Source organism: Candidatus Manganitrophaceae bacterium (genome assembly GCA_012960925.1).
Lineage (GTDB): Bacteria > Nitrospirota > Nitrospiria > SBBL01 > JAADHI01 > DUAG01.
In genome coordinates, this window is sequence record DUAG01000019.1 from 26,737 (window position 1) to 51,668 (window position 24,932).

The 24,932-nt window shown below is 51.1% G+C and carries 20 protein-coding genes; 9 read left to right on the forward strand and 11 right to left on the reverse strand.

The genetic code is table 11. From position 1 onward, the window contains the following. Positions 1–152: 152 nt before the first annotated feature. The 11 genes from EYQ01_02710 to EYQ01_02760 all read right to left on the reverse strand — a co-directional run bounded on the left by EYQ01_02710 (position 153) and on the right by EYQ01_02760 (position 14,200). Positions 153–860, reverse strand: a complete 708-nt coding sequence (locus EYQ01_02710) for an NAD-dependent deacylase (protein ID HIE64726.1) — start codon at positions 858–860, stop codon at positions 153–155. Between the two features lie 356 nt (positions 861–1,216). Beyond that, complete coding sequence (locus EYQ01_02715; protein ID HIE64727.1) at positions 1,217–1,477, reverse strand: hypothetical protein; 261 nt, start codon at positions 1,475–1,477, stop codon at positions 1,217–1,219. 199 nt (positions 1,478–1,676) lie between these two features. Continuing rightward, positions 1,677–3,773 (reverse strand): ABC transporter ATP-binding protein, encoded by a 2,097-nt coding sequence (locus tag EYQ01_02720; protein ID HIE64728.1) that lies wholly within the window; start codon positions 3,771–3,773, stop codon positions 1,677–1,679. After that, the gene (locus EYQ01_02725) at positions 3,773–5,182 is read right to left on the reverse strand and encodes an ABC transporter permease (protein ID HIE64729.1); all 1,410 of its coding nucleotides are present in this window, start codon (positions 5,180–5,182) and stop codon (positions 3,773–3,775) included. The genes EYQ01_02720 and EYQ01_02725 overlap by 1 nt, the downstream gene beginning before the upstream one ends. 23 nt (positions 5,183–5,205) lie before the next feature. Further along, a complete protein-coding gene (locus EYQ01_02730) occupies positions 5,206–6,183 on the reverse strand; it encodes an ABC transporter permease (GenBank protein ID HIE64730.1) in 978 nt (325 codons plus the stop codon). After that, positions 6,183–8,363, reverse strand: coding sequence for a peptide ABC transporter substrate-binding protein (locus EYQ01_02735; GenBank protein HIE64731.1), 2,181 nt, complete (start codon positions 8,361–8,363; stop codon positions 6,183–6,185). The genes EYQ01_02730 and EYQ01_02735 overlap by 1 nt, the downstream gene beginning before the upstream one ends. Before the next feature lie 4 nt (positions 8,364–8,367). Beyond that, on the reverse strand, positions 8,368–8,691 hold the full coding sequence (gene secG, locus EYQ01_02740; protein HIE64732.1) for a preprotein translocase subunit SecG: 324 nt from the start codon (positions 8,689–8,691) through the stop codon (positions 8,368–8,370). Between the two features lie 41 nt (positions 8,692–8,732). Further along, positions 8,733–9,542, reverse strand: a complete 810-nt coding sequence (locus EYQ01_02745; protein HIE64733.1) for a triose-phosphate isomerase — start codon at positions 9,540–9,542, stop codon at positions 8,733–8,735. Positions 9,543–9,558: 16 nt separating this feature from the next. After that, positions 9,559–10,758: a phosphoglycerate kinase gene (locus tag EYQ01_02750; protein ID HIE64734.1), complete on the reverse strand. Its 1,200-nt coding sequence runs from the start codon at positions 10,756–10,758 to the stop codon at positions 9,559–9,561. A 40-nt stretch (positions 10,759–10,798) separates the two neighbouring features. Beyond that, positions 10,799–11,803: a type I glyceraldehyde-3-phosphate dehydrogenase gene (gene gap / locus EYQ01_02755; protein HIE64735.1), complete on the reverse strand. Its 1,005-nt coding sequence runs from the start codon at positions 11,801–11,803 to the stop codon at positions 10,799–10,801. 9 nt (positions 11,804–11,812) lie between these two features. Next, the gene (locus tag EYQ01_02760; GenBank protein HIE64736.1) at positions 11,813–14,200 is read right to left on the reverse strand and encodes a PBP1A family penicillin-binding protein; all 2,388 of its coding nucleotides are present in this window, start codon (positions 14,198–14,200) and stop codon (positions 11,813–11,815) included. Positions 14,201–14,362: 162 nt separating this feature from the next. Here EYQ01_02760 and EYQ01_02765 point away from each other — a divergent pair, with 162 nt between their 5' ends. The 9 genes from EYQ01_02765 to secA all read left to right on the forward strand — a co-directional run bounded on the left by EYQ01_02765 (position 14,363) and on the right by secA (position 24,932). Further along, a complete protein-coding gene (locus tag EYQ01_02765) occupies positions 14,363–15,052 on the forward strand; it encodes an HAD family hydrolase (protein HIE64737.1) in 690 nt (229 codons plus the stop codon). Between the two features lie 58 nt (positions 15,053–15,110). Continuing rightward, positions 15,111–16,619 (forward strand): insulinase family protein, encoded by a 1,509-nt coding sequence (locus tag EYQ01_02770; GenBank protein ID HIE64738.1) that lies wholly within the window; start codon positions 15,111–15,113, stop codon positions 16,617–16,619. After that, complete coding sequence (locus EYQ01_02775) at positions 16,616–18,067, forward strand: insulinase family protein (protein HIE64739.1); 1,452 nt, start codon at positions 16,616–16,618, stop codon at positions 18,065–18,067. Before EYQ01_02770 ends, EYQ01_02775 begins: the two co-directional genes overlap by 4 nt. 30 nt (positions 18,068–18,097) lie before the next feature. Then, positions 18,098–18,601 carry a macro domain-containing protein gene (locus tag EYQ01_02780; protein ID HIE64740.1) on the forward strand — a complete coding sequence of 168 codons (504 nt, stop codon included), beginning with the start codon at positions 18,098–18,100 and terminating at the stop codon, positions 18,599–18,601. Between the two features lie 15 nt (positions 18,602–18,616). Continuing rightward, the gene (locus tag EYQ01_02785) at positions 18,617–19,561 is read left to right on the forward strand and encodes a hypothetical protein (GenBank protein ID HIE64741.1); all 945 of its coding nucleotides are present in this window, start codon (positions 18,617–18,619) and stop codon (positions 19,559–19,561) included. A gap of 180 nt (positions 19,562–19,741) precedes the next feature. Then, positions 19,742–20,392 carry a hypothetical protein gene (locus EYQ01_02790; protein ID HIE64742.1) on the forward strand — a complete coding sequence of 217 codons (651 nt, stop codon included), beginning with the start codon at positions 19,742–19,744 and terminating at the stop codon, positions 20,390–20,392. Positions 20,393–20,895: 503 nt separating this feature from the next. Then, entirely contained in the window at positions 20,896–21,549 is a 654-nt protein-coding gene (locus EYQ01_02795; protein HIE64743.1) for a M23 family metallopeptidase, read from the forward strand. 250 nt (positions 21,550–21,799) lie between these two features. Next, a complete protein-coding gene (locus EYQ01_02800; GenBank protein ID HIE64744.1) occupies positions 21,800–22,006 on the forward strand; it encodes a cold shock domain-containing protein in 207 nt (68 codons plus the stop codon). A 208-nt stretch (positions 22,007–22,214) separates the two neighbouring features. Next, positions 22,215–24,932 carry a preprotein translocase subunit SecA gene (gene secA, locus EYQ01_02805; GenBank protein HIE64745.1) on the forward strand — a complete coding sequence of 906 codons (2,718 nt, stop codon included), beginning with the start codon at positions 22,215–22,217 and terminating at the stop codon, positions 24,930–24,932.

A 24,932-nucleotide genomic window follows, 5' to 3' on the forward strand; every position in this document is an offset into this window, starting at 1 on the left:
AATAACCACTCATTTTAATAAGTAGGATGCCATCCTGAATGGTCTACTTTACTTCAGATTCTAGGAATCGCTTTGGAACCCCTTGTCCTTCTCCAAGCGGCTTATGGATCATCTCTTGATGGGGATTATCGTTTTTTCATCTTTGCGATTCCCTAGCTCAGAAGTAGAGGAAGTATCTCGGCTGCTTTTCCAGTAAGGGAGACATCCGGCCTTATTTGCAGAGCGGGTTCCACATTGACCTCGACGATAAAGGCCCCTTCGCTTTTTGCCAGCGCCGCGAATGAGGCGGCGGGCTGAACAACCGACGAAGTTCCGATTACGAGGAAGACCTCGCATTCCCGGCAGGCCTTCAGGCTGCCCTCCAGATCAAGCGGATCAATTCCCTCTCCAAACCAGACAACATGCGGACGCAGCCTCTTATTACACAAGTCGCAAGTCGGAAGGAGCGGCATCTTGAGCGACCTGTCTTCAATGACACGGTGACATCCTGTACATCTTGTCTTCCAGAGCGTTCCGTGTAGTTCGATGATGTTACGGTTTCCCGCAAGCACATGGAGGCCGTCCACATTCTGAGTGATCAGGGTAAATCCCTGCGTTTTTTCTTCCAGTATTACCAGGGCGTCGTGGCCGCGGTTCGGGATTTTTTTTGAAATCAACTCCCTTCTCCAATGGTACCATTCCCAAACAATGCCGGGTGTGTCGCGAAATGCCTCAGGCGTGGCCAAGTCCTCTGGTTTGAACTTTTTCCAGAGCCCTTCGTCACCGCGAAAAGTCGGGATGCCACTTTCGGCAGAGATGCCCGCTCCGGTCAGGACTGTAATGAAAGCAGAATTTTCTAGTTTCTCCCGGACCAGATCAATTTTGTAATTGTCCAAGAGTTTTCATCCTTATAAAATAAGAGGGTCAGTATATCGGATGTCTGAAAGGATGACAACGGAGAGTATTATTTCGATGTTCCAAGGACGGTATTTACGGTGATTATCGTAATCTGAGGGACAGGTCAGAGGTATTCTTATACAGACTAAATTTTAGGCAGGGATGCTGTGGGAGCCGGGACAACATTTCCGGGAAAAGTTCAAGGGGAGACAGGCTGAATCTGCTCATGATGATTTCTTCGAGTCTGACTCCAGACACGGATAGAGGAGAGACAAGTAGTGACGCGATAAGGAATGAGAACAGGTCGTCGAAATGGATGTGAAAATTCCCAGACGGTTCATTATACCGCAGTCTCCACCTTTTCGATCTCAAAATTGGGCTGGATCAGAACCGGCTGTGCCTCAAAGGGTTGTTCAATTCTGACATAATCCGTAGGAACTGGAATGCCTCGTTCCATAAAGTTCTGCCAATCGGCTGTGATTTCCCTGAACTCGCCCGTATACCGTAAATTAAAGGCTGTATAGGTGCGAAACAGGATGAAATTGACCAGCACAAAGGCGGCTGGGATCCCGATGCCAAATACTAAAATTAGGTTGATCATGCTTCACCTCCCTGGACAAACTGTTGATGTTGTCTTAGCCTATAGCAAACTGTGTGCCAATTTAATATTTATTATAATATCAATGAGTTAGTGTTTATTTTGTTTTATGAATAATAAAACTGTTTCATAGTTGAACAAATAAACGTTCATGAATGAAACGTTAGCGTCTGAATGGAACATGGGTATTCAATCTAAACGTTCAATTATGATACAAGTATGGATATAGTGATATGTCTAATCGACTTGAGGGGGGGGTCTCATAAAGGTGGCAGCAGGTGTTGTGGCTGGCACTGAAAGAGGATTGGGAAGGGTAGTTTTCCCGACAGATGGGCAGGGCCTCGGGACAGCGGGGGTGAAAATGACAGCCTTGCGGGGGTGAAATCGGAGAGGGGAGATCCCCCTCGAGGCGGATGATGCTTCTTTTTTGTTCGAGATCAACCTGGGGAACGGCCGAAAGGAGGGCCCGGGTATAGGGATGTTTCGGATTTTCCAGGACCTCCTCGACCAATCCGTATTCAACAATGCGTCCAAGATACATCACGGCAATTTCATGGGCGAAATATTCAACGACGGAGATATTGTGGGTAATGAAGAGGTAGGCCAGGCCGAGTTTCTCCTGCAAACTCTTTAGGAGATTGAGTATCTGGGCCTGGACGGAGACATCAAGCGCGCTGGTGGGTTCGTCGCAGACGATTAATTTCGGATTCACCGCGAGGACGCGCGCAATGCAAATTCGTTGACGCTGTCCTCCTGAGAACTCGTGTGGATAGCGGTTTTTTACCTCGGAGGGCAAACCCACCGCATCTAGTAAGCGATCGATGGTGGTCTCTTCTTCGTCGCGGCTCATGGGAGGCCCTGCGTGTTCACGGTTGATCTTCTGTGCGTCCATCCCCTCTTTTATGATGTCGCGGACCATCATCCGTGGATTGAGTGAAGAATAAGGGTCCTGGAATATGATCTGAAAATCCTTTCTTTTTTTACGAAGATCTTCCCCCGTCAGTTGTGTGAGATCGACATCGTCAAAGAAAATAGAACCGGCGCTTGGCTGGATCAATTGGAGGATGGCCTTCCCCGTCGTGGTTTTTCCGCACCCCGATTCTCCGACCAGAGCAAGCGTCTTTCCCGCGTCAATCGCCAGTGAAACCCCGTCAACCGCCTTGACGTAGCCGACGGTCTTTTTAAAGAGTCCCTTCTGAATGGGAAAATGGACCTTGAGGTCTGATATGTTAAGAAGGGTCTCGTTTTTTATTGAGACCTGGGTTTCAATCGCTTCAGACTCTCGGACCACTTTTGATGCAATCGGTCGGGTTGCCGCGTCTCTGGGCGATGCCAGATGACATCGGACCCCGCCGGTTTCAAGAGATATCCATTGTGGGACCACTTGTTCACAGTGATCCCAGGCCGCATCGCAACGATTGGCAAAGCGGCAGCCGGAAAAGGGTTTATTTAAAGCGGGAACGTTTCCTCGAATGATCTCCAGGCGTTCCCCCCTTTTTTTCTTAAGGGGAAGGGCGTTGAATAATTTCTGCGAATAAGGGTGCTGCGGGTGGTCGAAAAATGGATCGCGATCAGACATCTCGACAATCTGTCCGGCATACATCACGGCAACCTTCTCGGCGATTTCAGAGACAACGGCCAGGTCATGCGTAATGAGCAAGAGAGCCATTCCCCGCTCTTTTTGCAGTTTTTTCAAGAGTTCAAGGATCTGGGCCTGGATGGTGACATCGAGTGCCGTGGTGGGTTCATCGGCGATCAAAAGATCCGGCTCTCCGGAAAGGGCCATCGCGATCATGATTCGTTGTTTCATCCCCCCCGACATCTGATGGGGGTATTCACTGTAACGGGCGATGGGGTCGGGGATGCCGACAAGGTCAAGAAGTTCACAGGCCCGCCTCCTGGCCTCAGTGCTCTTCATGGAAAAATGGTGTTGCAATGTCTCCGTGATTTGAGCACCGACGGTCATGACGGGATTCAGGCTGGTCATCGGTTCCTGAAAGATCATAGAGATTCGTCGTCCTCTAAGCCGGCGCATCCCCATCTCAGGAAACTGGCAGAGGTCCTCGCCTTCCAGGAGGATTTTTCCTGAGATGATTCGCCCGGCCGGTTCCGGAACAAGCTTCATGATGGACAGGGCCGTCATCGATTTTCCGGAGCCGGATTCTCCGACGAGGGCAAAAGTCTCTCCCCGGTGGACCTCAAAAGACACCCCGTCTATTGCACGGACAACCCCTTCTTCGGTGTAGAACCAGGTTCTTAGGTCCTGTACCTGAAGGAGCGCTTCCGTCGGATCGTTCATCATCGGCTCCTCAAGCGTGGATCAAAGGCATCCCGGACGGCATCAGAAAAAATATTGGCTGTCAGGACCAGGCCAAACATGAAAATAAAGGCGGCACTGAGCGACCACCAGACAATGGGTTCACGTGCCATCTCCATCCTAGCGCTGTTGATCATATTCCCCCAGGAGATCATTGCCGGATCGACGCCGACTCCGACGTAGGACAGGACTGCTTCGGCCAGGACTAGGCCGCTAAAATCGAGAACGACCGAGATCAAGACGATATGCATGACATTCGGGAGAATATGCCGGATGAGAATTCGGGGCCGACTGACTCCAAGAGCGATCGCGGCCTGGACGTACTCAGATTCACGCAGCTTGAGTGTTTCACCGCGTAAGAGGCGGCAGAGGCCAATCCAGCTGGTCATCCCGAGAATCAGGCAAAGGAAGAGGAGGCGGATGTCGGCCCGTTCTGTGATGCTGGAGAAGGAATCGGCATGTTTGTCCATATATACTTGGAGAATCAGGATTGCAGCGGCGATCAATAATACCCCCGGAACAGAGCTGAGGGTGGTATAGAGGTATTGTATAACATCATCAACCCATCCCCTGAAGTAGCCGGCGGCGATCCCGAGGAAGATGGCAAAAGGGAGCATGACCAGTGTGGTCAGTCCTCCGATGACCAGCCCGGTGCGGATGCCCTTGATGGCGAGATAAAGGACATCCTGGCCCACCTTGTCGGTTCCGAAAAGATGGTATTTACCGCTGAGCAGGACGGCGATGGAAACCAAGACGGTGATCAAACTCAAGGTGATGAGGATGGCTCCCCAGGCCGTTTCATACTGACCTCGCCGGATGGCGTGGAACGTCTCGTTCCACGAACAACGGTGATAGCGACTCAAGAGGAACAAAAATGTAAGGCAAAGGATAAATGCCAGGAAGATGCCAAACAGACCCCCGAGAAGAAGGGTCTGCAGTATATCCGCTTTTTGGGTCAGTGGGTCTGTCAGGTGGGCGCCGCCATAGGCCAGCGGGGGAAAGACCCTCTTTTTTACGCCGCCCGGAAATTCAACCATCTCTTTGGCGAAGGAGTGCGTTGCCAAAGGTGCGGAGTAGGTCCGTTCCACATTTTTTCGGAGTCGCCAGACGACTACATCCAGCAGGGAGAGGACCTCCGGGGAATACTGTATTTTCTGTCCGGCCTCTGTCTGGGGAAGTTGTTGCCTGAAATGGAGTGAATCCAGAAGCCCGATCCCGATATAGGAGAGCAGGACCGTGAGGGCCGCCATGGCGAGTGCGCGGCGACGGACCTGCCGCAAGGGTGCGAGAAGATGTTCTTTCCCGGAGGCGTACCGTCCCAAAAAGAATATGGACGCCGCCAGGAGAAGCACGAGTATATCGGTCCACAGGAGGACCGGTTTGAAGGAGATGAACTTCGCGAGGAAATCTGGCATTAGTCCAACCTGACCCGGGGATCGACCCATGTATAGGAAATATCGGTCAATAACAGGCCGATAATGTAGAGAAAGGACCCGAGGAAGACCATGGCCCTCACGATCGCGAAGTCCTGGCTGTTAATGGCATCAATGGTATAGCTTCCTAGACCGGGAATGCTGAAAAAAGATTCCGTGATGAGGCTCCCAAGGAAGAGAAGGGGAATCACAACCACGACCCCGGTCAAAATCGGGACCAAGGCATTTCGAAGGACGTGGCCGAAGAGGACCTTGAGTTCAGAGAGTCCTTTCGCCCGTGCGGTTCGGACATAATCCTTTCCGATCTCCTCCAGGAAAATGGTCCGGTACCAGCGCGTTCCCGAGCCGACCCCCGCGATCAGACCAATGATGACCGGTAGGATCAGAAATTTTGTTGCATTGAGACCGCCGTCATAGCCGGAGATGGGGACAAGGCGAAGCATCTTGCTGAAAATGAATTGCCCGCCGATGATATAAAAGAGGGATGAGATCGACATCATTGCCACGGCAACGATGACCCCCCATGTATCGAGATAGGAGGCGCGAAAGAAGGCGATGAGCATTGCGACGGTTACATTGACAAAGAGCCCGACAATGAGTCCGGGGATCGCGATGGCCAGACTCGGCCACATGCGTTCACGGATGTCGGCCCCGATGTTCCGGCCGTCGTCGGCGCGTCCGAAATCAAAGAGAAAAAGCCGAAGAGACTTCTCAAAGAAGATCGTTTCTGTTAGTTTTCCGGAGCCCTGCGCGGAAAGATTAATCGCAAGGGGTTTATTATACCCGTGGTCCTCTTTCCACTTTTCAATGGCTTCCTGGGTGACCCGTTTTCCCCCGAGGTGAAGACGCGCCATGTCCTCAGGGGTATTAATCACAAAAAAAAGAAGAAAGGTCAGGAGGTTGACCCCAACCAATATCGGGACGGCGTAAAGGAGTCGGCGGACAATATAGGCGGTCATCACAGATCCCTTTGCGAGGAAGGTTGTCCGATTCCCCGCTCTTTGCGTCGGTAGGACCGGATGGCCGGCAGGGTTCCCAAAAGAAGGACCGTCCCACCCACCCAGAGCGGCCACCAGACGGCCCTGTTCCACTCTCCTTGCGACCGGGCGCGGAGGCCGGAATCGACCCTGGTATATTTCAAGGTATTGTTGGCCATGAGATTCGGTTTGATATTTTGATACCAGGCATGATAAAGACCGAAGCGCTGCGGATGAAAACCGGAGACCCAGGGGACATCCCGCCGAAAGACCTCGACCATCTCATCGATGATCCCCTGACGCTCGGGCCCATTTTCCATATTCTTCATCTGCTCAAAGAGGGCATCAAACTTCTTGTTTGAATAGTTCGCTGCGTTTTCACCATTCTTTCCCGCCTTGGCGTTGGGACCATATAAGAGAAATAGAAAGTTTTCCGGATCGGGATAGTCGGCGTTCCAGCCCCATTGAAAGATCTGCGCGGTTCCTTTAAGCATCTTGTCCTGGAAGCGATTATAATCTGTATTGCGTATGACCAGCTGAACCTGTATTTTTTCAAATTGTTTTCGCAGCCAGTCGAAGGTTGCCTTGGCCTCCGGTCCGGTTCCGGTCGTATCAAAGTGGAGAATAAGCGGCTGGCCTGTTTCCGCATCGCGTCCTTGAGGGTAGCCTGCCTCCGCCAGCAGTTGACGGGCGACCGCGATGGATTTGCGTTTTGGTTTTCCATCGATCCAGTCATAGACATGGCGGTTAATCCCCGCCTCACCTTCTTTAAATCCAAATATTCCCGGAGGGAGTGGTCCCTGCATGGCCATGCCGCGGCCGTTCTGGAAGATGGAGATCGATTCTTCCTGATCGATCGCAATAGCGATGGCCTGTCTCAGCTTGCGAGCCGAGGGGCGGTCTCCGCCGACGACGGGATCAAGCATATTAAAGCCCATGTAATAGGTGCTGGCTGCCGTGCTGGTGAGCAGGCGTATCCCTTTGGCCTTCATCCCATCGGTCAGGTCGGTGTTTCCCCCCTCTGAGATCCGCACGGCCTGGTCAAAGCTGTCTGAAGAGATGCCGGAGCTATCGTAATACCCCTGGAGAAATTTGTTCCATATGGGGATATCTTCTTTTTCAAGACTGTAGACGACCTTTTCAATAAAGGGGAGCGGCTTCCCCGCGTCTTCGAGGATCCCCGAAGCCCGATCTCCCGGTTCCCCGTCGAGGGGATATTGTTCTCCGTGGAAGTTTGGGTTACGTTCCAGGACCATCCGAAGATTGGGGTTGTTGGTGGTCAGCATGTAGGGGCCGGTGCCGACCGGATACCAATCGAGGGTGATATTTTTTTTTGCCAGGCCGGTTTGTGAATAGAAACGGTCCACCTCGTAGGGGACGGGCGCGAAGAAGGGCATGGCCAGCCAGTAGAGAAATTGTGGATACTTGCCGTGAATCTTGATCCGGTAGGTGTATTTATCGACCGCTTCCGCGCCCGCAAGGGGGAAGTCTCGGAGATCCAGGAAGGCCGATCCCTTCTTTTGGGCTTCTCTCAATTGTGTTCCAAAGGCCTTTAATTCAAGGATATACTCCGACATAAAGCCATAGATTGGAGAATGTATTTTCGGATGGGTGAGGCGTTTGATCTGGTAAACATAATCTTCAGCGATCAACTCACGGCTTCCGGTTTCCGGAAAATCTGAGAGGGTATTGATCTCTTCCATGGCCCGATCGCTCAGGTTATGGTAGAGGAACTTGCCCCCGGCATCCTGGGCGAAGCTGGGGTGGGGCTGATAGCGTATCCCTTCTTGAATCCTGATGGTGTAGACACTTAAGGCGACCGTTTCACTTGGATTTTCCCCTGTGATTTCTGTTCCGTCTTGATCGAAGTAGACCGGGGACGGGACATCCTCTGCCGTCAGCGGAATCAGGGTGTAGGGCCTTTTCAGGTAATGATATTGAAAGGGGGGCTCGTAAATCTGGCCAGTGAAGGTGATCTCATTCGAAGAATAGGATTGTGCCGGGTCGAGATGCTTCGGCCGCTGGTTGAAAGAACTGTATAAGATGGTAAGGGCCTCATCCTCTTTGGGATAAGGATTATTGAGAGATGAACCGGAACACCCGCTGAGGCTGCTTAGGAACAAGAGGACAACAAGATAGACGGGTTTGTAATGGTTCAGCATGTGACTATTTTTCTTCAGGCTCTCCTGCCGAAGGGGCGGACTCCTCTGTTGTCTCCACTTCTTCTATTGGGCTGGGGATGACGACCCTTGAGACGACTGAGCGCTCCCGACCCATGATAGAAAGGGTCATGGAGGTTACGAAGAATAAAACGGCTGCCCCGATTGTGACCTTGCTCAGGAAAGTTGTCGCCCCGCGGCTTCCAAAAATGGTTTGGCTGGATCCCCCGAAAGCGGCTCCCATTTCGGCACCCTTACCGGATTGAAGCATGACGATTGCGATCAGGACAAAACATACAATAAGATGAATAACGACAACAAAGGTAAACATTTTTTTCTTTCTCCTCCACTATGATGGCGTGCGCTGGTACCTTAGTCCTTCTTGACCGAGGTGCCTCGTTTAATAATCTCGAGGAATTTATCCGCCGACAGGCTTGCTCCGCCGACCAATACTCCGTCAAGTGCTTGTTCTTTCATGAAGATTTCGATATTGCCCTCATTTACGCTTCCGCCGTAAAGAACGCGGGGTCTTCTACTTTTCAAGCCTTCAAAAAGAGACTTCCCGATTTGTTGCAGAACCGACCCGACCTCTCCCGGCGTCGGGGTCTGACCTGTTCCAATCGCCCAGACCGGCTCATAGGCGATGATCCACTCCGGGACACCTGCCGCCTCCTCGTCACCTTGAAGAAACTTCCCGAAGGCTTGTTTCAGTTGGTGCTCCAGAACGGACCCAGTCTTTCCATCTTGCCGTTCCTGGAGGGTTTCTCCGATACAAAGGATCGGCCTGAGGCCGCATTTAATAATTGCGTTAAGCTTACGATGGATCTCAGCATCCGTTTCTCCAAAGAATTGACGTCTCTCTGAGTGGCCAATGATGACATATCGACACCCCACATCACGCAACATCGATGGAGAAACCTCCCCCGTGAAGGCCCCTTCCCCCTCATAATGAACATTTTGTGCGGCAAGGTCAACCCTTAAAGAAGACCGCTTCAGAAATTCAGATACGAAAGAGAGGGCCGTAAAGGGAGGTGCGAGTATTATCTCGGCACGGTCCGTTTCAAAAAGAGAGGCATAGGCGGTTCCTTGCGCTGAGCGTTTCTCAAGGGTTTGCAGATAAGACTGGGCCTCGGCGATCCCCTTATACATCTTCCAGTTTGCTACAAAACAGGGTGTTGACATCCGACTGTTCCAGTTCCTAAAAGGGTTTGTCCGGCAATACACTCAAGCCGGGAAGCTTTTCTCCCTCCAGTAGCTGGAGGGCTGCCCCGCCACCTGTGGAGATGAAGGAAATGCTTTCAGATTCACCTGCCTGATGAACCGCCATGGCGGTCTCCCCCCCCCCGACAATCGTGAGGGCATAGGCATTCGCAACGGCTTGGGCGACGGCGGAGGTTCCGCGTGAATAGGCGTCCATTTCAAAAAGACCCATCGGGCCATTCCAGAGAATCGTCTTGGCATTTGCCAGGACCTCCATAAAGAGCCGAACGGAGGCTGGTCCGATATCGAGTCCGAGCCAGCCCTGCGGAATTTCCTGTATGGGGACATTCTTGGCTTCTGCGGAAGGATCTTTGTTCGGTGCGGCGACGCAATCAACCGGGAGGTAAAATTTGATGCCGCGCGCGATGGCATTCTTTCTGATCTCTCTCGCAATGGGGATCATGGCATCTTCGACAGGTGAGTTCCCGACATCGATTCCAGTGGCCTTCAAAAAGGTAAAGGCCATTCCTCCGCCGATGATTACCTTGTCGACTTTTTTCCCGAGATTTTCAATCACACCAATTTTTCCGGAGACCTTTGTTCCACCCAATATTGCGACGAAAGGGCGTGCAGGATTTGCGACCGCTCCTTCCAGATAGGTGATCTCTTTTTTCATCAGGAGCCCACAGGCCTTGACCTTGACAAATTTAGTAATACCCGTTGTCGAGGCATGGTCTCGATGGGCGGTTCCGAAGGCGTCATTGATATAGACATCGATTCCAAGACCGGCCAGGGCCTCTGAGAATGTGTCGTCATTTTTTTCTTCTCCCGGATGAAAACGAAGGTTTTCTAAAAGAAGGACATCTCCCGGCTTAAGTCTTTCCGCCATCTTCTTCGCCTCCGGCCCGATACAGTCGGGTGCAAACTTAACCTCCTTGCCCAAGCGGCGTTGGAGTCGCTTCGCAATGGGTGCAAGTGAAAAACGCAGGTCTGCCCCTTTTGGTCGGCCGAGATGGGAGGCGAGGATGACTGAGGCACCTTCGTCAATAGCATAATTGATGGTCCGGAGCGTTGAGCGGATTCTCGAATCATCCGTAATATTCAGGTCGCGGTCGAGCGGGACATTAAAGTCGGCCCGAATAAAGAGACGTTTCCCTTTAATTGGGGTGTCCTCAATCGTCATTTTGTTCAGGAACATGAAGGGAAATCCTCTTTAAATGGGTAAAGCGAAGGGGGGGTTATTGTTTCCCGGTAATGAATCGGATCAGGTCGCGAACGCGACAGGAATAGCCCCATTCGTTGTCATACCATGCGATGACTTTCGCCATTCGATCGCCGATCACCTTGGTCAGGGTTCCATCCACGATACATGAGTGGGGGTTTCCTCTTAAATCGACCGAGACCAAGGGCAGTTCTGTATATTGAAGGATACCGGTCATTTTTCCTTGAGCAGCGGAGGAAAGTAAGGCCCGGACCGAGTCTTCAGTGACGTCTGTCTCTAGCTCGACAACGAGATCGATGAGCGAGACATTTGGTGTCGGGACCCGGATGGCCATCCCGTCCAACTTGCCTTCGAGCTCCGGAAGAACGATGGAGAGTGCCTTTGCCGCACCGGTTGTTGTCGGGATCATTGAAAGATTGGCTGAGCGTGCCCTTCTTAAATCTTTGTGGGGAAGATCGAGAAGCTGCTGGTCGTTGGTGTAAGAATGGACGGTGGTCATCAGCCCACGTTTGATCCCAAAGTGATCGGAGAGAACTTTTACAAGCGGCGCCAGGCAATTGGTTGTGCATGAGGCATTGGAAACGACATGGTGTTTTTTGGGATTATAGTGATCTTCATTGACCCCCAGAACCACCGTGACATCTGGTGATTTTCCAGGGGCTGAGATGATCACCTTTCGGCTGCCTGCCGCGATATGCTTTTGGGCCGAGCTGCGGTCAACAAAGCGACCGGTCGCTTCCACAACGATATCGACATCCATCTCTTTCCAGGGGAGATGAGCGGGATCCTTCTCCTGGGTCATCCGGATCGATCGATCCCCGACGAGGAGGGCATCTTCCTTGGATTCAACCTCATGTGGAAACGTCCCATGGACTGAATCATATTTGAGCAGGTGCGCCAGGGTCCCGGCGTCGGCCAAATCATTGATGCAGACAATATCGATATCAGGGTCGCTAAACGCAACTCGAAAGAGATTCCGCCCTATCCGGCCGAATCCATTTATTCCAACACGTACTGCCAACTGAACCCCCTAAAAAGCACCGCCTCCGTCAAATCTGAAGAACTGATTCGGGGATGAAGCGGCCATTTTAAATTCTCTCGGTTCTGTCCCTTTTACAAAGATCTCGACCTCACCGTCCTCATCTTCAGAGACCAAGAGTCCCGTATCGCGGTCAATTCTAGCATAAACAATCTTCTCAGGGATAGAGAAAGATACAACCGGCAGGAGAGAGAGGGAATTCTTCATAAATGAGACCCAGACAGGCAGGGCGGCGCGACCGCCGGATTCCCGGTTTCCGAGAGAGCGGTTGTCGTCAAATCCGACCCAAACGCCGGCCGCCAGATTCGGCGTGAATCCTACGAACCAGGCATCCGTAAATTCATTTGTTGTCCCCGTCTTTCCGGCAATGGGGCGGCCGATGACGCGCGCTCGTCTTCCGGTTCCGCGTTGGATTACATCTTCAAGGATATTGGTCACCACATAAGCGGTTTCCTTGGAGATGGCCTGCTCCGGCGAGAACTCGTGGGATTCCAGGACACGACCGTCTTTATCGGTCACTGAGAGGATCAGTGTCGGTTTAAGTCGAACCCCCTGATTGGCATAGACGCCGAGTGCGGAGGTGATCTCCATCAGACTGATGCCCGAAGACCCGAGCGCAAGAGAGAGATCGCGGGTTAAGGGGGTGTCAATCCCGACGCGCTGTGCAAAGTTAACCACGTTGGGAATACCAACCTGTTTGAGCAACCTGACGGTTGCCAGATTTCTTGAGTGCGTGAGTGCATCGCGCATTGTGATTTGCCCATAAAATTTCTTTTCGTAATTCTCAGGTTTCCAGACTTTGTTCGTCTCGCTGTCTGTAAAAATGACGGGATTGTCCACCAAGAGTGTCGCCGGCGTGAATCCCTGTTCGATGGCCGTTCCATAGATAATGGGTTTGAACGCTGAGCCGGGTTGTCGTCGGGCCATGAGGGCGCGGTTAAATTCGCTTTTCCTGAAATCATAGCCCCCCACGAGTGCCTTGACCGCTCCGGTCGACGGATCAAGGGCGATGAAGGCCCCTTGAACAAGAGGTTTCTGTTCAAGACCGAACAAGATGTCTTCACCCTCTAAGCCGACTTGCTTCACTTTGACCAGAATGATGTCATTTAGATTGACGATGTCGTATGGTTTTGGATTTTTGATGATGACCCTGTCATCGCGCAAATGTTCTCCCTTCAACTGCCGCGCGGCCCAGAGCATGTCCTTCAATAGGATCTTTCCAACAACATCACCGACTTCGACTTTTGCGTAATGGTCGGTTCGTGATAAGACCCGACCATTGACAATTTCCCCGACTTTTAAGGACTGGGGCTTCTTTTTCGTAAGGGAGGCTTCTTCTGTCTCCGCGCTATATGTTCCTATCGCTCCGCGGTAGCCCTGCCGTTTGTCCAGTTGCTCAAGTCCATCGCGAAGAGCGCGTTCGGCCATGCGCTGAAAGGGTACATTGAGTGTGGTATAGACGTTCAGCCCTCCTCTGTAAAGGACCTCATCCCCGTACTTTCCGATCAAATATTGTCGGATATGTTCCTTGAAATAAAGAGCAATATCATCTTTTCTGGAATGTCGTTTCTGGAAGTAAAGATCTTCCGCATAGATTTCGCGATACTCTTGTTTTGTAATGTAGCCTTCGCTCTCCATCCTTTTTAAGACCACTCTCTGACGAAACTTGGCTTTTTCGGGATGCCGGTAGGGCGAATAATGATTCGGGGCTTTGGGAAGGCCCGCGAGGAAGGCCGCCTCAGCCAGATTGATTTCTCTCACATTCTTTCCGAAGTAAGTCTTGGCGGCGATCTGAACGCCATAGGAACCATGTCCAAAGTAGATCTGGTTCAGGTAAATCTCGAGGATACGATCTTTTTCAATGGCTTTTTCCATTTTTCGGGCCATGAGGAGTTCTTTGAGTTTCCGTGTTAGCGTCCGTTCAGGGGTCAGAAAAAGAGAACGGGCCAGTTGTTGTGTGATCGTGCTCGCCCCCTGACGGATCTTCATGCTCTCAACATTTCTGATAAAGGCTTTCATAATCCGAAGCGTATCAAAGCCCTTGTGCTGATAGAAACGGGAATCTTCTACGGCCAGGAAGGCATTGATGAGAACCTTCGGCATTTGTGATAGGGGGACGAAGACCCGTTTTTCGATAAAAAACTGACCGATGACCTTGTTGTCATCTGAATAGATCCGGGTCGCGAGACTCGGCTCGTAGGTGCCGAGATTTCCTAAAGAGGGAAGATTCCTGGAAAAATAGTATATCGTCCCCCCGACAGCACCTGCGCCGACCAGCAGGAAGAAAAGGAAAGTAAGGAGGCTCCATTTTACCCAGAAATTCAGGCCGGTCTGTCTTTTTTGGGGAGGGGTGTGCATGGAAAAGGTCTTTTGTTCCAATGGATTATCCTATGAAGTGAACCGATTAAAGCGTATCCGTTTTCCACTGCCATGTCAAGGATTCTACCCTTCTTCAAGACCTCATCACTCAGTATAAGGAGGTGAATCTGCGGTTTCAGGGATTGAAAATCCTCTCTGTATCTCTTATAGTAGCCACCATGTGTGCAAGCTTGGGTGCTAATGGTGAGGATGAGCATTGTGGTTGACGCGGGGCTTCTGATCTTTGATCTTGACGGGACCTTGATTGACTCGAAGCGGGACATTGCCAAGTCGGTCAATCTCACCTTTCGGGATCTTGGTCTTCCCGAAAAGCCAAATGAAACTATCTACGGCTATGTGGGGAACGGGGTCCGGAAACTCATCCTGGATGCGGTAGAAAGTACGGATGCGCATCTGATTGACCGGGCACTCGAAATATTCAGGGGGCATTACCTGGAACATCTTCTCGACGAAACAAGGCTTTATCCGGGTATCCGTGAGGTCCTTAACCATTACAACCAGATGAAAATAGCCCTTGTGACCAACAAGCCTCATGTCTATGCAAAAAAAATTCTGGAAGGGCTGGGAGTGGACAAGGCATTTGACTTTATTATCGGAAGTGAGCCGGATACACAGTTGAAGCCTCACCCCGAAATGATCCTGAAAACATTGGGGGTACTCGACACGCCGACATCGGATGCCGTCATGATCGGCGACTCGCTTAACGATATCTATGCCGCCCGTTCCGCCGGGGTGAGATCGTGTGCCGTCGCCTACGGTTTTGGGAATGCCGATGAACTTCTTTCTGAAAGCCCCGACTTCTTTGTAGAAACGGGCGAGGCCTTAATGACCCTCTTTTCAGAAGGGACATAATCTCTCATGTACTGCCATTTGCGCTAATACATATTGGCGCAGGTATAAAGGAGCCGATGTGAAGAAACTTTTATTTTTTGTTCCATGGTTGATTTTGACAACAAGCGGGGTTGGGGCCCAGACCTTGGCTGATCGTGTCATTGAGTATACGCTCTCAAACGGCCTAAGGGTCCTGATGGTCGAGCGGCATCAGGTGCCAACGGTCTCCTTCCGTATTGTTTACAACGTTGGTTCTACGGATGAAGTCAGTGGGATAACCGGCGTGGCCCATCTCTATGAACATATGGCATTTAAAGGGACCCGGACGCTCGGCACATCTGATTTTGAGAAAGAAGAGAAGGTTCTGGCCAAAATTGAAAAGCTGAACGATATGATTGTATTGGAAGAAAGGAAGGGAAGCAATGCAGAGCCGGGACGGCTAGAGGTATTGAAGGAAAAATTTACTTTGCTCCAAGAAGAGGCAGGACAATGGGTTGTACCAAATGAAGTCGGAGAGATCTACGATCGGAATGGGGCGGTTGGTTTTAATGCCTCCACCAGCCGTGATGTAACCTCTTATATTGTCAGCCTCCCGGCAAACCGGGTTCCTCTCTGGATCGCGATAGAATCGGACCGGATGGCCAATCCGGTCCTGCGTGAATTTTACAAGGAGAGAGATGTCGTTCTGGAAGAACGCCGAATGAGCGTCGAGACAAGCCCGATCGGAAAGTTGTATGAGACCTTTCTCTCAACGGCCTTTGTTGCCCATCCCTACGGCTATCCTACACTTGGCTGGCCTTCAGATGTCGGCTCTCTTTCTGCCACGAAAACGGCCCTCTTTTTCAAGACCTATTATGCGCCAAACAATACGATTATTGCATTGGTCGGTGATTTTAAGGCGGCGGAAGTTCTTCCCCTTCTAGAGGCTTCTTTCGGAACAATCCCTTCCGGTCCTCTCCCTCCAAAGGTGGTGACGGTAGAGCCCCCGCAGCGGGGTGAACGGCGGGTAGAGGTCGAGGATGAGTCAAACCCCAGACTGCTCATCGGTTACCACAAACCCAACCTGCATCACCCGGATGATGCCGTTTTTGATGTGATCGATTCCCTCCTCTCCATGGGGCGGACTTCCCGGCTTTATAAAAAACTGGTCAAGGAAGAAAAGGTTGCGGTCAGCGTATCGAGCAGGGCCGGAAGCCCTGGCGCGCGTTATCCGAGTCTTTTTACGATTTCCGCGACTCCTCGCGCTCCGCACACCACCCTGGAATTAGAGGAGGCGATTTATGCCGTGCTGGAACGCTTGAAAACAGAACCGCCCACTGAAAAAGAGCTTCAAAAGGTCATCACAAACATCGACGCCTCCCTGATCCGCTCTCTCCGGTCGAATAGCGGTCTGGCGGCCCAGCTTTCCTATTTTGAAGCGGTGGCCGATGATTGGCGGTATACCCTTCGAAACCGGGATGCCATCGCAAAGGTGACCGGCGAGGATGTGATGCGTGTCGCCCGGACCTACTTCATAAAAAAAAGCCGGACCGTTGCTACCCTGGTTCAACAGGAAAAAAAATCAAATGACAAGGAGATAGCGCAATGAGTTGGGCAAAGATGAAAAAGATGGTTTTGCTCACCCTGGTTGTTTTCCTCTATTCGGCCTGTCTCCCGCTTCATCAGGTGCAGCATTCGGGGGCCGAAGGATTATCCGACCCGAGAACTTTGGTTTTCCCTCCCCAACCCTTCCAGCCTCCCAAGGCGGAGCGGATGACCCTCTCAAACGGCATGGTTCTCTACTTGTTGGAGGACCATGAACTTCCCCTGATCAATCTTCAGATGAAGATACGGACCGGGGATCTCTACGAACCTGCGGACAAGATCGCCCTAGCGGGCATGACGGGAACCGTCATGCGGACCGGAGGAACCCGCCAACTTCGCGGAGATGAGATTGATGAGGCGCTGGACCAGATTGCCGCCGGTTTGTCGGTCTGGATCGGGACGGATTCAGGAGGGGCCTCCCTGGATGTTCTGAAGAAGGATTTTGACTTCGGACTTCAATTGCTGGCCGACATCCTGATGCATCCCGCCTTTGAGGAAGAAAAACTTACTCTTGTAAAGAACAGGGCCTTGGAGGGAATCCGTAGACGCAATGACCGCCCCTCTTCGATAGCGAGCCGGGAGTTTTGGAAACAGCTCTACGGTGAGGACAATCCCTATGCCAGAGAATCGACGGAAGAGACGGTCAACGCGATTCATCGGGAGGATCTCATTGCCTTCCATGAAAAATATTTTGTGCCGAACAATATCATGGTTGGGGTTACCGGTGATTTTGATAAAAGAGTGATGATCGAAAAAATTGAGAAAGCCTTTGCGGGCTGGCCAAAGAGAGAGGTCCTTTTACCGAAAGTTCTGCCGGTGCGTACACGGAAGGCAGGGGGTGTCTACCACATTCAACGACCGATTACACAGACTCAGGTCCGCATCGGCCATCTCGGGATCAAGCAGGTAAACCCCGATTCTTTCGCTCTGTCGATCATGAACGATGTGCTCGGGGGCGGGGGGATGGCCAGCCGGCTCTTTTCAGACATCAGAAGCCGTCAGGGCCTGGCCTATTCTGTCGGATCTATTTTTCGGCCCGGAAAGTTGGAACGGGGGGTCTTCCTCGCGTATAGCGGGACGCGGGTCGAGTCGACGTATCAAGCCATTTCGACCATCATAGAGCACATCGAAAAGATTCGAAAGGAACCTGTTTCGGACGAAGAGCTGAAGCGAGCCAAGGATGCCTTTCTTAACTCTTTTATTTTTTCTTTCTCGAGTCCGGCACAGATTGTGGGTCAGCAGATGTCGCTGGAATATTACGGTCTCCCGTCAGATTATCTGGAACAATACCGGGACAATGTCGCAAAGGTCACAAAATCGGATGTCTTGCGGGTTGCCAGGGAATATCTTCATCCCGACCGACTGGTGATCCTGGCGGTTGGCGACGAGACTCAATTTGATCAGGCCCTGTCGACTCTGGGGAAGGTAGAGCAGATTGAAGTGGGTCCGTAGAAAAGGGGCTTGGACGCTATTGGAAGATCAATAAAGATAGAAATCATTGAAGGGAATCTTCTGGATTGCGGGGCCGATGTTATTGTCAATCCGGCGAATTGCCGGGGACAGATGGGCGGCGGGGTTGCAGGTGTCATCCGCCGGGCGGCTGGAGAGGTGGTCGAGCTTGAGGCGATGAAGCAGGCACCAATTTTAGTGGGAATGGCCGTCTTGACGGGTGGGGGTAAGTGCCAGTTCAAGGGGATCATTCATGCGCCGACCATGGTTCGGCCAGCGGAGGCGATTCCAGTTAAGAATGTGAGAAAAGTGACCCGTGCTGCGCTGGATCTTGCAGAAAAAGGACAGATCTCTTGTCTCGGGTTTCCCGGATTGGGGACCGGTGTCGGAAGGGTTTCTCCGGACGCCGCTGCCAAGGCCATGATCGATGAGATGACGGCTTTTCAGGGAAATGCGATTCAAAAAATTATCCTGGTGGATGTCCTCCGGGCCATGGTTGTGGCCTGGGGAAAGGCACTCTCTAAACAGAATCAATAGGGAGATCGAAATTAAATGCTTCACAGAATGAAATTACGGGTTGTTTATGGAGGCGACATCGCAAAAGACAAAGTCGCACGACGGCTCAAATTGAAAATAATCTTACAAGCCGGGTTTGCCGTACTGATTCCATTTATGGGTATTACCTATTTTCTGCTGACTGACCCTGGTGTGATGGAGCTGGTCTTGATCGGTTTTCTGTCGTCTCTATCTTGTGTTCCCGTTGTGCTCTATGCTTATGCGAAAGGATACGGTCGTCCCCTGGCGGACCTCTGGCGGGAACGCCCCAATGAGATGAAATACCTGGCCATCAAGATAGGCTTTCTCTACGGGTTTGCCCTCTACTGGATGATTCTGGGGATTGTTGAGTTTCTCTTCGGTTATGACACCTTCCGGGCGGCGCTGATTAGTTTTGTTGCGAGTGCGGCAGCGAGAGATGGGTTTGAAATCGGCTACTATAGGGCCAAAGCGGTAGCACAGGATCAGATCTCGATCTTCCCGGATAACCGTTCGATCGCAGAGCTCTTTCCGGTTGCTCCGGCGAAAATCTTTGCCCTGCTGTCTACCGTTATAATCGGAGGGGGAGTGACAGGCGCCTTTCTTGGACCGCTTCTCCCAAACACGCTTCATCAGGCGGTGGCCATCGGGACCATCGTCGGCATCGTCGCGACCTTTGCCTATACCTGGTCACTCGAAGAACCCCCCGGTTTTCCGGTGCTGATTCGGTTTTTCATCTGGCCGGGTTTCACGATGGCCTTGACCTATTTTTTGATATGGGCCTACCTCCTCCGAAAGGTTTTTCTGGTGAACCTAAGCCCTTCAATCGATTTTGGACTCCTTATGGCCGCCTGTTCCGGGTGGATGACTTTTGAAACCCTTTTCCTGGGCTATCTTCAGTGGAAGAAGCCTGTTGACTCCTCGACCGTTCCTGAAGAGCATGCTGACCCCGTTGCGTCGTAAGGTTGAAAATGCTATGGTTCCAAGGTAACCATCAGCATACCCATCTAAGCCCCCATGGCTGTGTTGCTGCGGTACTCGAATCCTCACGTATGGACATACGTTGCGGTTCTGTGTTCCTCGTGCCTTGCCCTGAAGGCTTATCCAGGCACGCTGAATGATTACCTGATAAGAGGAGAAATAATGTTGAAACGAGATACGCCCCGGAGTGCAACCTTCATCATTTTGGTTGCCTTGTTCGTCGCCTCACTCGCGGTTTCGAGCGTCTGGGCTGATTATATGGCCGATCAGTATATTACGATCTCTCACGGTGAGTTTGGGGGAGATCGGCGGATCATGGAAGCCAAGATCTACTCCCAGGGCAAGAAGTTGCGCATGGAAACGACGATTGGAGGGCGGAAGTCGATCAATATCTCTCGTGGCGACAAGAGCCCTCCCGTCATGTGGGTATTGATGCCGAATGAAAAGATGTACATGGAAACCCTGGGAAAAGAGGGGGAAGGAAACCCGATGGACCCTGGATCAAGGATGGGCATTGAAAAGATCTTTGTCACGAAGGAACATGTTGCTGGCCGAATGACGAACAAGTTTAAGCTCGTCTGGAAAGACAAGGATGGCAGCCGCTTAAGCGGTTTTGCCTGGGAGTTGATTGACCTCAACAATGCCCCGATCCGCCAGGAGTTTTTCAATAAAAATGAGCATGTTCTGGTACAATTGGCCAACATTACGGTAAAAAAACTTGATCCGGCCCTCTTCGAAGTTCCCGAAGGGTATCGCAAGATCTCAATGCCTCCACAGATGTCGCCTGGCCCGCCTGTTCCGAATCGCCCTTAATTCTACTGTAAAGATGGTCCTGTGAGGTCAGTCCTCCAGAATTTAAATAATGTTTCCTTGTCGGTATTGTGGGACTTGACAATGTGAAGAAACCTGTTAGGATTTAGGAAAATCGAGGTGGTTTCGTACCTTATAAAAGAGGTCTTGTTTTGCAATCATTGAAGATGGCTGTTCGGTATAAGAAGCTTGACAGCGTGGGAGTCATATGCTACCATGCCTCCGGCGTTAGGAGTTAGTGGATGGGGAAGAAGCGAGAAGTGTACACGGTTGTCGTCCTCCCGAGTCCGACGTCGGAACCCTACCGGTTTACTTTAAGAAAAACGATATTAAAAGCCCTCCTTGGATTTACCTCTGTTTTTGTCCTCCTTTTGGTTTTATTCTTTGCACGATACTTCTTGATGTTGGACCAGCTTTCTGACCTTAAAGACCTTCGAAGAGAAACCAAAGCTCAGAAAATACAAATCCAAAGTTTTGTCGGAACCATCGATGCCCTGAAGAAGCAGATGACCCGTTTGGTTGAGTTTGACCGTAAGTTACGTGTGATTACGGATATCGGCTTTGGTCAGGAGAGTCGGAGTTCTCTTGGGCGTGGTGGGCCCGAAAGCGGAGAGGATCCACGCGATGCAATGCTTGGATCTGATTCTATGTTGAGGACAACATCTTCCATCCGGTCAGACTTGGGGGAACTCAGGGAAAAGTCGATTCGGCAAGAGAAAAGTTTCCAGGAGCTTGCCGAGGCGGTCCGCAGCCGCCAGGCCCTATGGGCTTCCACCCCCTCAGTTTGGCCGACAGACGGATGGGTCAGCTCTTCGTTTGGAAAGCGAATTTCTCCTTTTACCGGGCGATTTCAACGGCATAAGGGGATTGATATTGCCGCACGGCCGGGAACGGCTATTATTGCTCCGGCGGGGGGGGTTGTTTCCTATTCCAGATTTAATGGGGGTTTCGGTAAGTTTTTAAAACTGAATCATGGCTATGGGTATGTTACACACTATGGTCATCTCTCAAAAGCATCGGTGAAGGTCGGTCAAAAGGTGAAACGGGGGGAGATCATTGGTTATGTTGGTAACACAGGCCTCTCGACCGGTCCACACCTTCACTATGAAGTTTTCGTAAATTCAATACCCGTTGATCCGATGAAATACATCCTGAACTGATTCTATGCCTATGTGGACTTTCCAGCAACTTCGTTCAAATTACTAAATAAGGGTCTCACGATCAGTCGCTTCAAACTTATCCAATTAATAATGAGGGACGGTGGGGGTCAGTTTGCAGGAGCGGTTGGTTCTTTCCTGCAATAAGGAGGAGAGCAAAGGGCGGTTCACCATTTTCTCTCCCGGATTATCAACGCTGGTATGGCCGCCCACGCGGTCGGTCTTACCGGGTAGGAGGAGGTTTACAGGTCCGATGGCGGTAAAAGGTAAGGTGAAATGGTTTAACGAAAAAAAAGGGTATGGATTTATTGAAAGGGAAGACGGTGGAGATGTTTTTGTCCACTTCTCAGCGATTGCGGGGGATGGTTTTAAGACTTTGGCTGAAGGGGATGCCGTTGAGTTTGAAGTGACCCAGGGAGAGAAGGGTCCTCAGGCCTCTGATATTCAGAAATCGATGTAACAATTAATTGAATGTGGAATTGCAAAAACCCCGACAAGGATCTTCTTGCCGGGGTTTTTGCAATGGCAGGGATGACAGTTTTATGATAAAATCAGCTTGTTTTCGCTACAAGGGATGAATACTCCTAGTGAGTGTAATCCTCCTTCTTCTGGGGTGGGGTTCTTCAAGATCAGGGTCGAATGAGAAATAAGAATTTTATGGAGCCGGGATGTTAAGGAATCTTGTAAGAAAAGTTATTGGGAGCCGCAATGACAGGGAATTGAAGCGCTTACAGCCCCTTGTCTCTCAAGTCAATGCCCTGGAGGAATCCTTCTTAAAACTGACTGATCAACAGTTGCGGGAGAAAACTGATCTTTTTAAGGCGCAGATTCTTATCTCTACAGAGGACAAGGAAACTGCCAGTGATGCGGAAGAAGAGGGTCGAGAAGAGGGGGCGGCGGTTGAGCGATCGAAGGAACTTGCGAGACGACTTGATGCCATCCTCCCGGAGGCCTTTGCGCTTGTCAGGGAAGCGTCAAAGCGAGTTCTCGGTATGCGCCATTTTGATGTCCAGATTTTAGGCGGGATTATTCTGCATGAAGGGAAAATTGCCGAGATGAGGACGGGTGAGGGGAAAACCTTGGCCGCGACGCTTCCGGTTTATTTGAACGCCTTGGCTGGAAATGGGGTGCATGTTGTTACCGTCAATGATTATCTGGCCACACGGGATGCCGAATGGATGGGAAAGGTTTATCGATTTCTTGGCCTGACGGTTGGAAGCATTCGGCATGATGCCACGGATGAGGAACGGCAAGCCGCCTATGGTTCGGATGTGACCTATGGGACGAATAACGAGTTTGGTTTTGATTATCTTCGCGACAACATGAAGTTTGATCCAAAGAGCTTTGTCCAGCGCGATCCCCACTATGCCATTATTGACGAGGTCGACAGTATCTTAATTGACGAGGCGCGTACCCCGCTCATCATATCAGGCCCTGCCGAGAAATCAACGGCACTCTATTACCGGGTCAATCAGATCATCCCATCCCTAAAGAAAGAGGTTGACTACACGCTCGAAGAGAAGTCTAAGACGGTCACACTGACAGAGGAGGGAAACGTCAAGGTAGAGGCCTTATTGGAGGTCGATAACCTATATGATCTTGCCAATATCTCCCTGGTTCACCATGTGCTTCAGGCCTTAAAGGCCCATGTCATGTTCAAACGGGATATTGATTATGTAGTCAAGGACGGAGAGGTGGTCATCGTCGACGAGTTTACCGGGCGGATGATGGCGGGCCGGAGATGGAGTGACGGTCTTCACCAGGCCGTGGAAGCAAAAGAGGGAGTGAAAATCGCCAACGAAAATCAAACCCTGGCGTCGATTACCTTTCAGAATTATTTCAGGCTGTATCATAAATTGGGGGGAATGACCGGTACCGCGGATACCGAGGCGGCCGAATTTGCAAAGACCTATAACCTGGAAGTCCTTGTTATTCCACCGAATCGCAGCATGATCCGGGAAGATCTTTCAGATGTGATTTATCGCACTCAGAAGGAAAAGTTTGAGGCGATCGTTCAGGAGATTATTGAACTCAATGAGGTCGGACATCCGACTCTGGTTGGGACGATCTCGATCGAAGACTCCGAACTAATCTCTGCCCTTTTAAAGCGTAAAGGGATCATACATTCTGTCCTCAATGCGAAGCATCATGATAAGGAAGCCGCTATTATTGCCCAGGCCGGAAGCAAAGGGGCCGTGACGATTGCCACCAATATGGCTGGCCGTGGGACCGATATCCTCTTGGGAGGCAATGCAGAGTTTTTATTCGACCAATACAAAAAACAGCATCCTGACACATCTGAAGAGGACCTCCAAAATGCAGAAGGGAAGATCATCGAGGAGGTTGGGCGTGGGAAGAAAGAGGTCATCGAGCTGGGGGGGCTCCATATTATCGGAACGGAGCGGCACGAATCCCGGCGGGTTGATAATCAATTAAGAGGCCGTTCAGGTCGTCAGGGAGATCCGGGGTCTTCACGCTTTTACCTCTCTCTGGAAGATGATCTCCTCCGAATTTTCGGGTCGGACCGTATTGCAAAACTCATGAACCGTCTCGGTATGGAAGAGGGGGTTCCGATTGAGCATCGCATGGTTAGCCGTGCCATTGAAAACGCTCAGAAACGAGTGGAGTCTCATAACTTCGATATTCGGAAACAACTTCTTGAATATGATGATGTAATGAATATGCAGCGTACCGCCATTTATGCCCGACGCAGAGAGGTCCTTTCCGATGAGGGGATTGAAGAAGATATTCAAGAACTAATCGATGAATTGATCGACAATCTCCTGATGGCATATTGCCCGGAAGAGGCCTATTCCGAGGCATGGGACGGAGCGGGTTTGACAGAGGCCCTATCGCATCACTTCTCTTTGAGTGTTACAAAAGAGGCGCTCGGCTTTCCCGATATCGGCAGGGATGCCCTAAAAGAGGGGATTCTCCAGAATGTTCAGGAGGTTTTTCGTCAGAAGGAAGCTGGATTTGGCAAAGAATTAATGCATCAACTGGAGAAGCAGATCTTTCTTCGTATGATCGATTCCCACTGGAAGGATCATCTTCTTGCGATGGATTCCTTAAAAGAAGGGATTGGTTTACGCGGATACGGTCAAAAGGAGCCTCTCAGCGAGTATAAGAAGGAAGGTTTTGAGATGTTCACCGCAATGATTGACCGGATAAAAGGAGACACGATAGAACAACTCTTCCGTGTTCAGATTGTCCGAGAGGAAAGGAAGCCGATCGCGGCCTTTTTTCCGGGTGAGCAGGAGATGCAGATGAATCGCGGTGAGTCAACGCCGCCCCGGACGGTGCATCGTGAAGGGAAAAAGGTTGGCAGGAATGATCCCTGCACTTGCGGGAGCGGTAAGAAATATAAGAAATGCTGTGGAAGATAA

Excerpts from the sequence above, each read along its gene's own strand:
- EYQ01_02750 (HIE64734.1), bottom strand. The coding sequence starts at position 10,758 with ATGTTCCTGAACAAAATGACGATTGAGGACACCCCAATTAAAGGGAAA.
- EYQ01_02730 (HIE64730.1), bottom strand. The coding sequence starts at position 6,183 with ATGACCGCCTATATTGTCCGCCGACTCCTTTACGCCGTCCCGATATTG.
- secA (HIE64745.1), top strand. The coding sequence starts at position 22,215 with ATGTTAAGGAATCTTGTAAGAAAAGTTATTGGGAGCCGCAATGACAGG.
- EYQ01_02745 (HIE64733.1), bottom strand. The coding sequence starts at position 9,542 with ATGTCAACACCCTGTTTTGTAGCAAACTGGAAGATGTATAAGGGGATC.
- EYQ01_02785 (HIE64741.1), top strand. The coding sequence starts at position 18,617 with ATGCTTCACAGAATGAAATTACGGGTTGTTTATGGAGGCGACATCGCA.
- EYQ01_02715 (HIE64727.1), bottom strand. The coding sequence starts at position 1,477 with ATGATCAACCTAATTTTAGTATTTGGCATCGGGATCCCAGCCGCCTTT.
- secG (HIE64732.1), bottom strand. The coding sequence starts at position 8,691 with ATGTTTACCTTTGTTGTCGTTATTCATCTTATTGTATGTTTTGTCCTG.
- EYQ01_02790 (HIE64742.1), top strand. The coding sequence starts at position 19,742 with ATGTTGAAACGAGATACGCCCCGGAGTGCAACCTTCATCATTTTGGTT.
- EYQ01_02735 (HIE64731.1), bottom strand. The coding sequence starts at position 8,363 with ATGCTGAACCATTACAAACCCGTCTATCTTGTTGTCCTCTTGTTCCTA.
- EYQ01_02775 (HIE64739.1), top strand. The coding sequence starts at position 16,616 with ATGAGTTGGGCAAAGATGAAAAAGATGGTTTTGCTCACCCTGGTTGTT.
- EYQ01_02795 (HIE64743.1), top strand. The coding sequence starts at position 20,896 with ATGACCCGTTTGGTTGAGTTTGACCGTAAGTTACGTGTGATTACGGAT.
- EYQ01_02800 (HIE64744.1), top strand. The coding sequence starts at position 21,800 with ATGGCGGTAAAAGGTAAGGTGAAATGGTTTAACGAAAAAAAAGGGTAT.
- EYQ01_02720 (HIE64728.1), bottom strand. The coding sequence starts at position 3,773 with ATGAACGATCCGACGGAAGCGCTCCTTCAGGTACAGGACCTAAGAACC.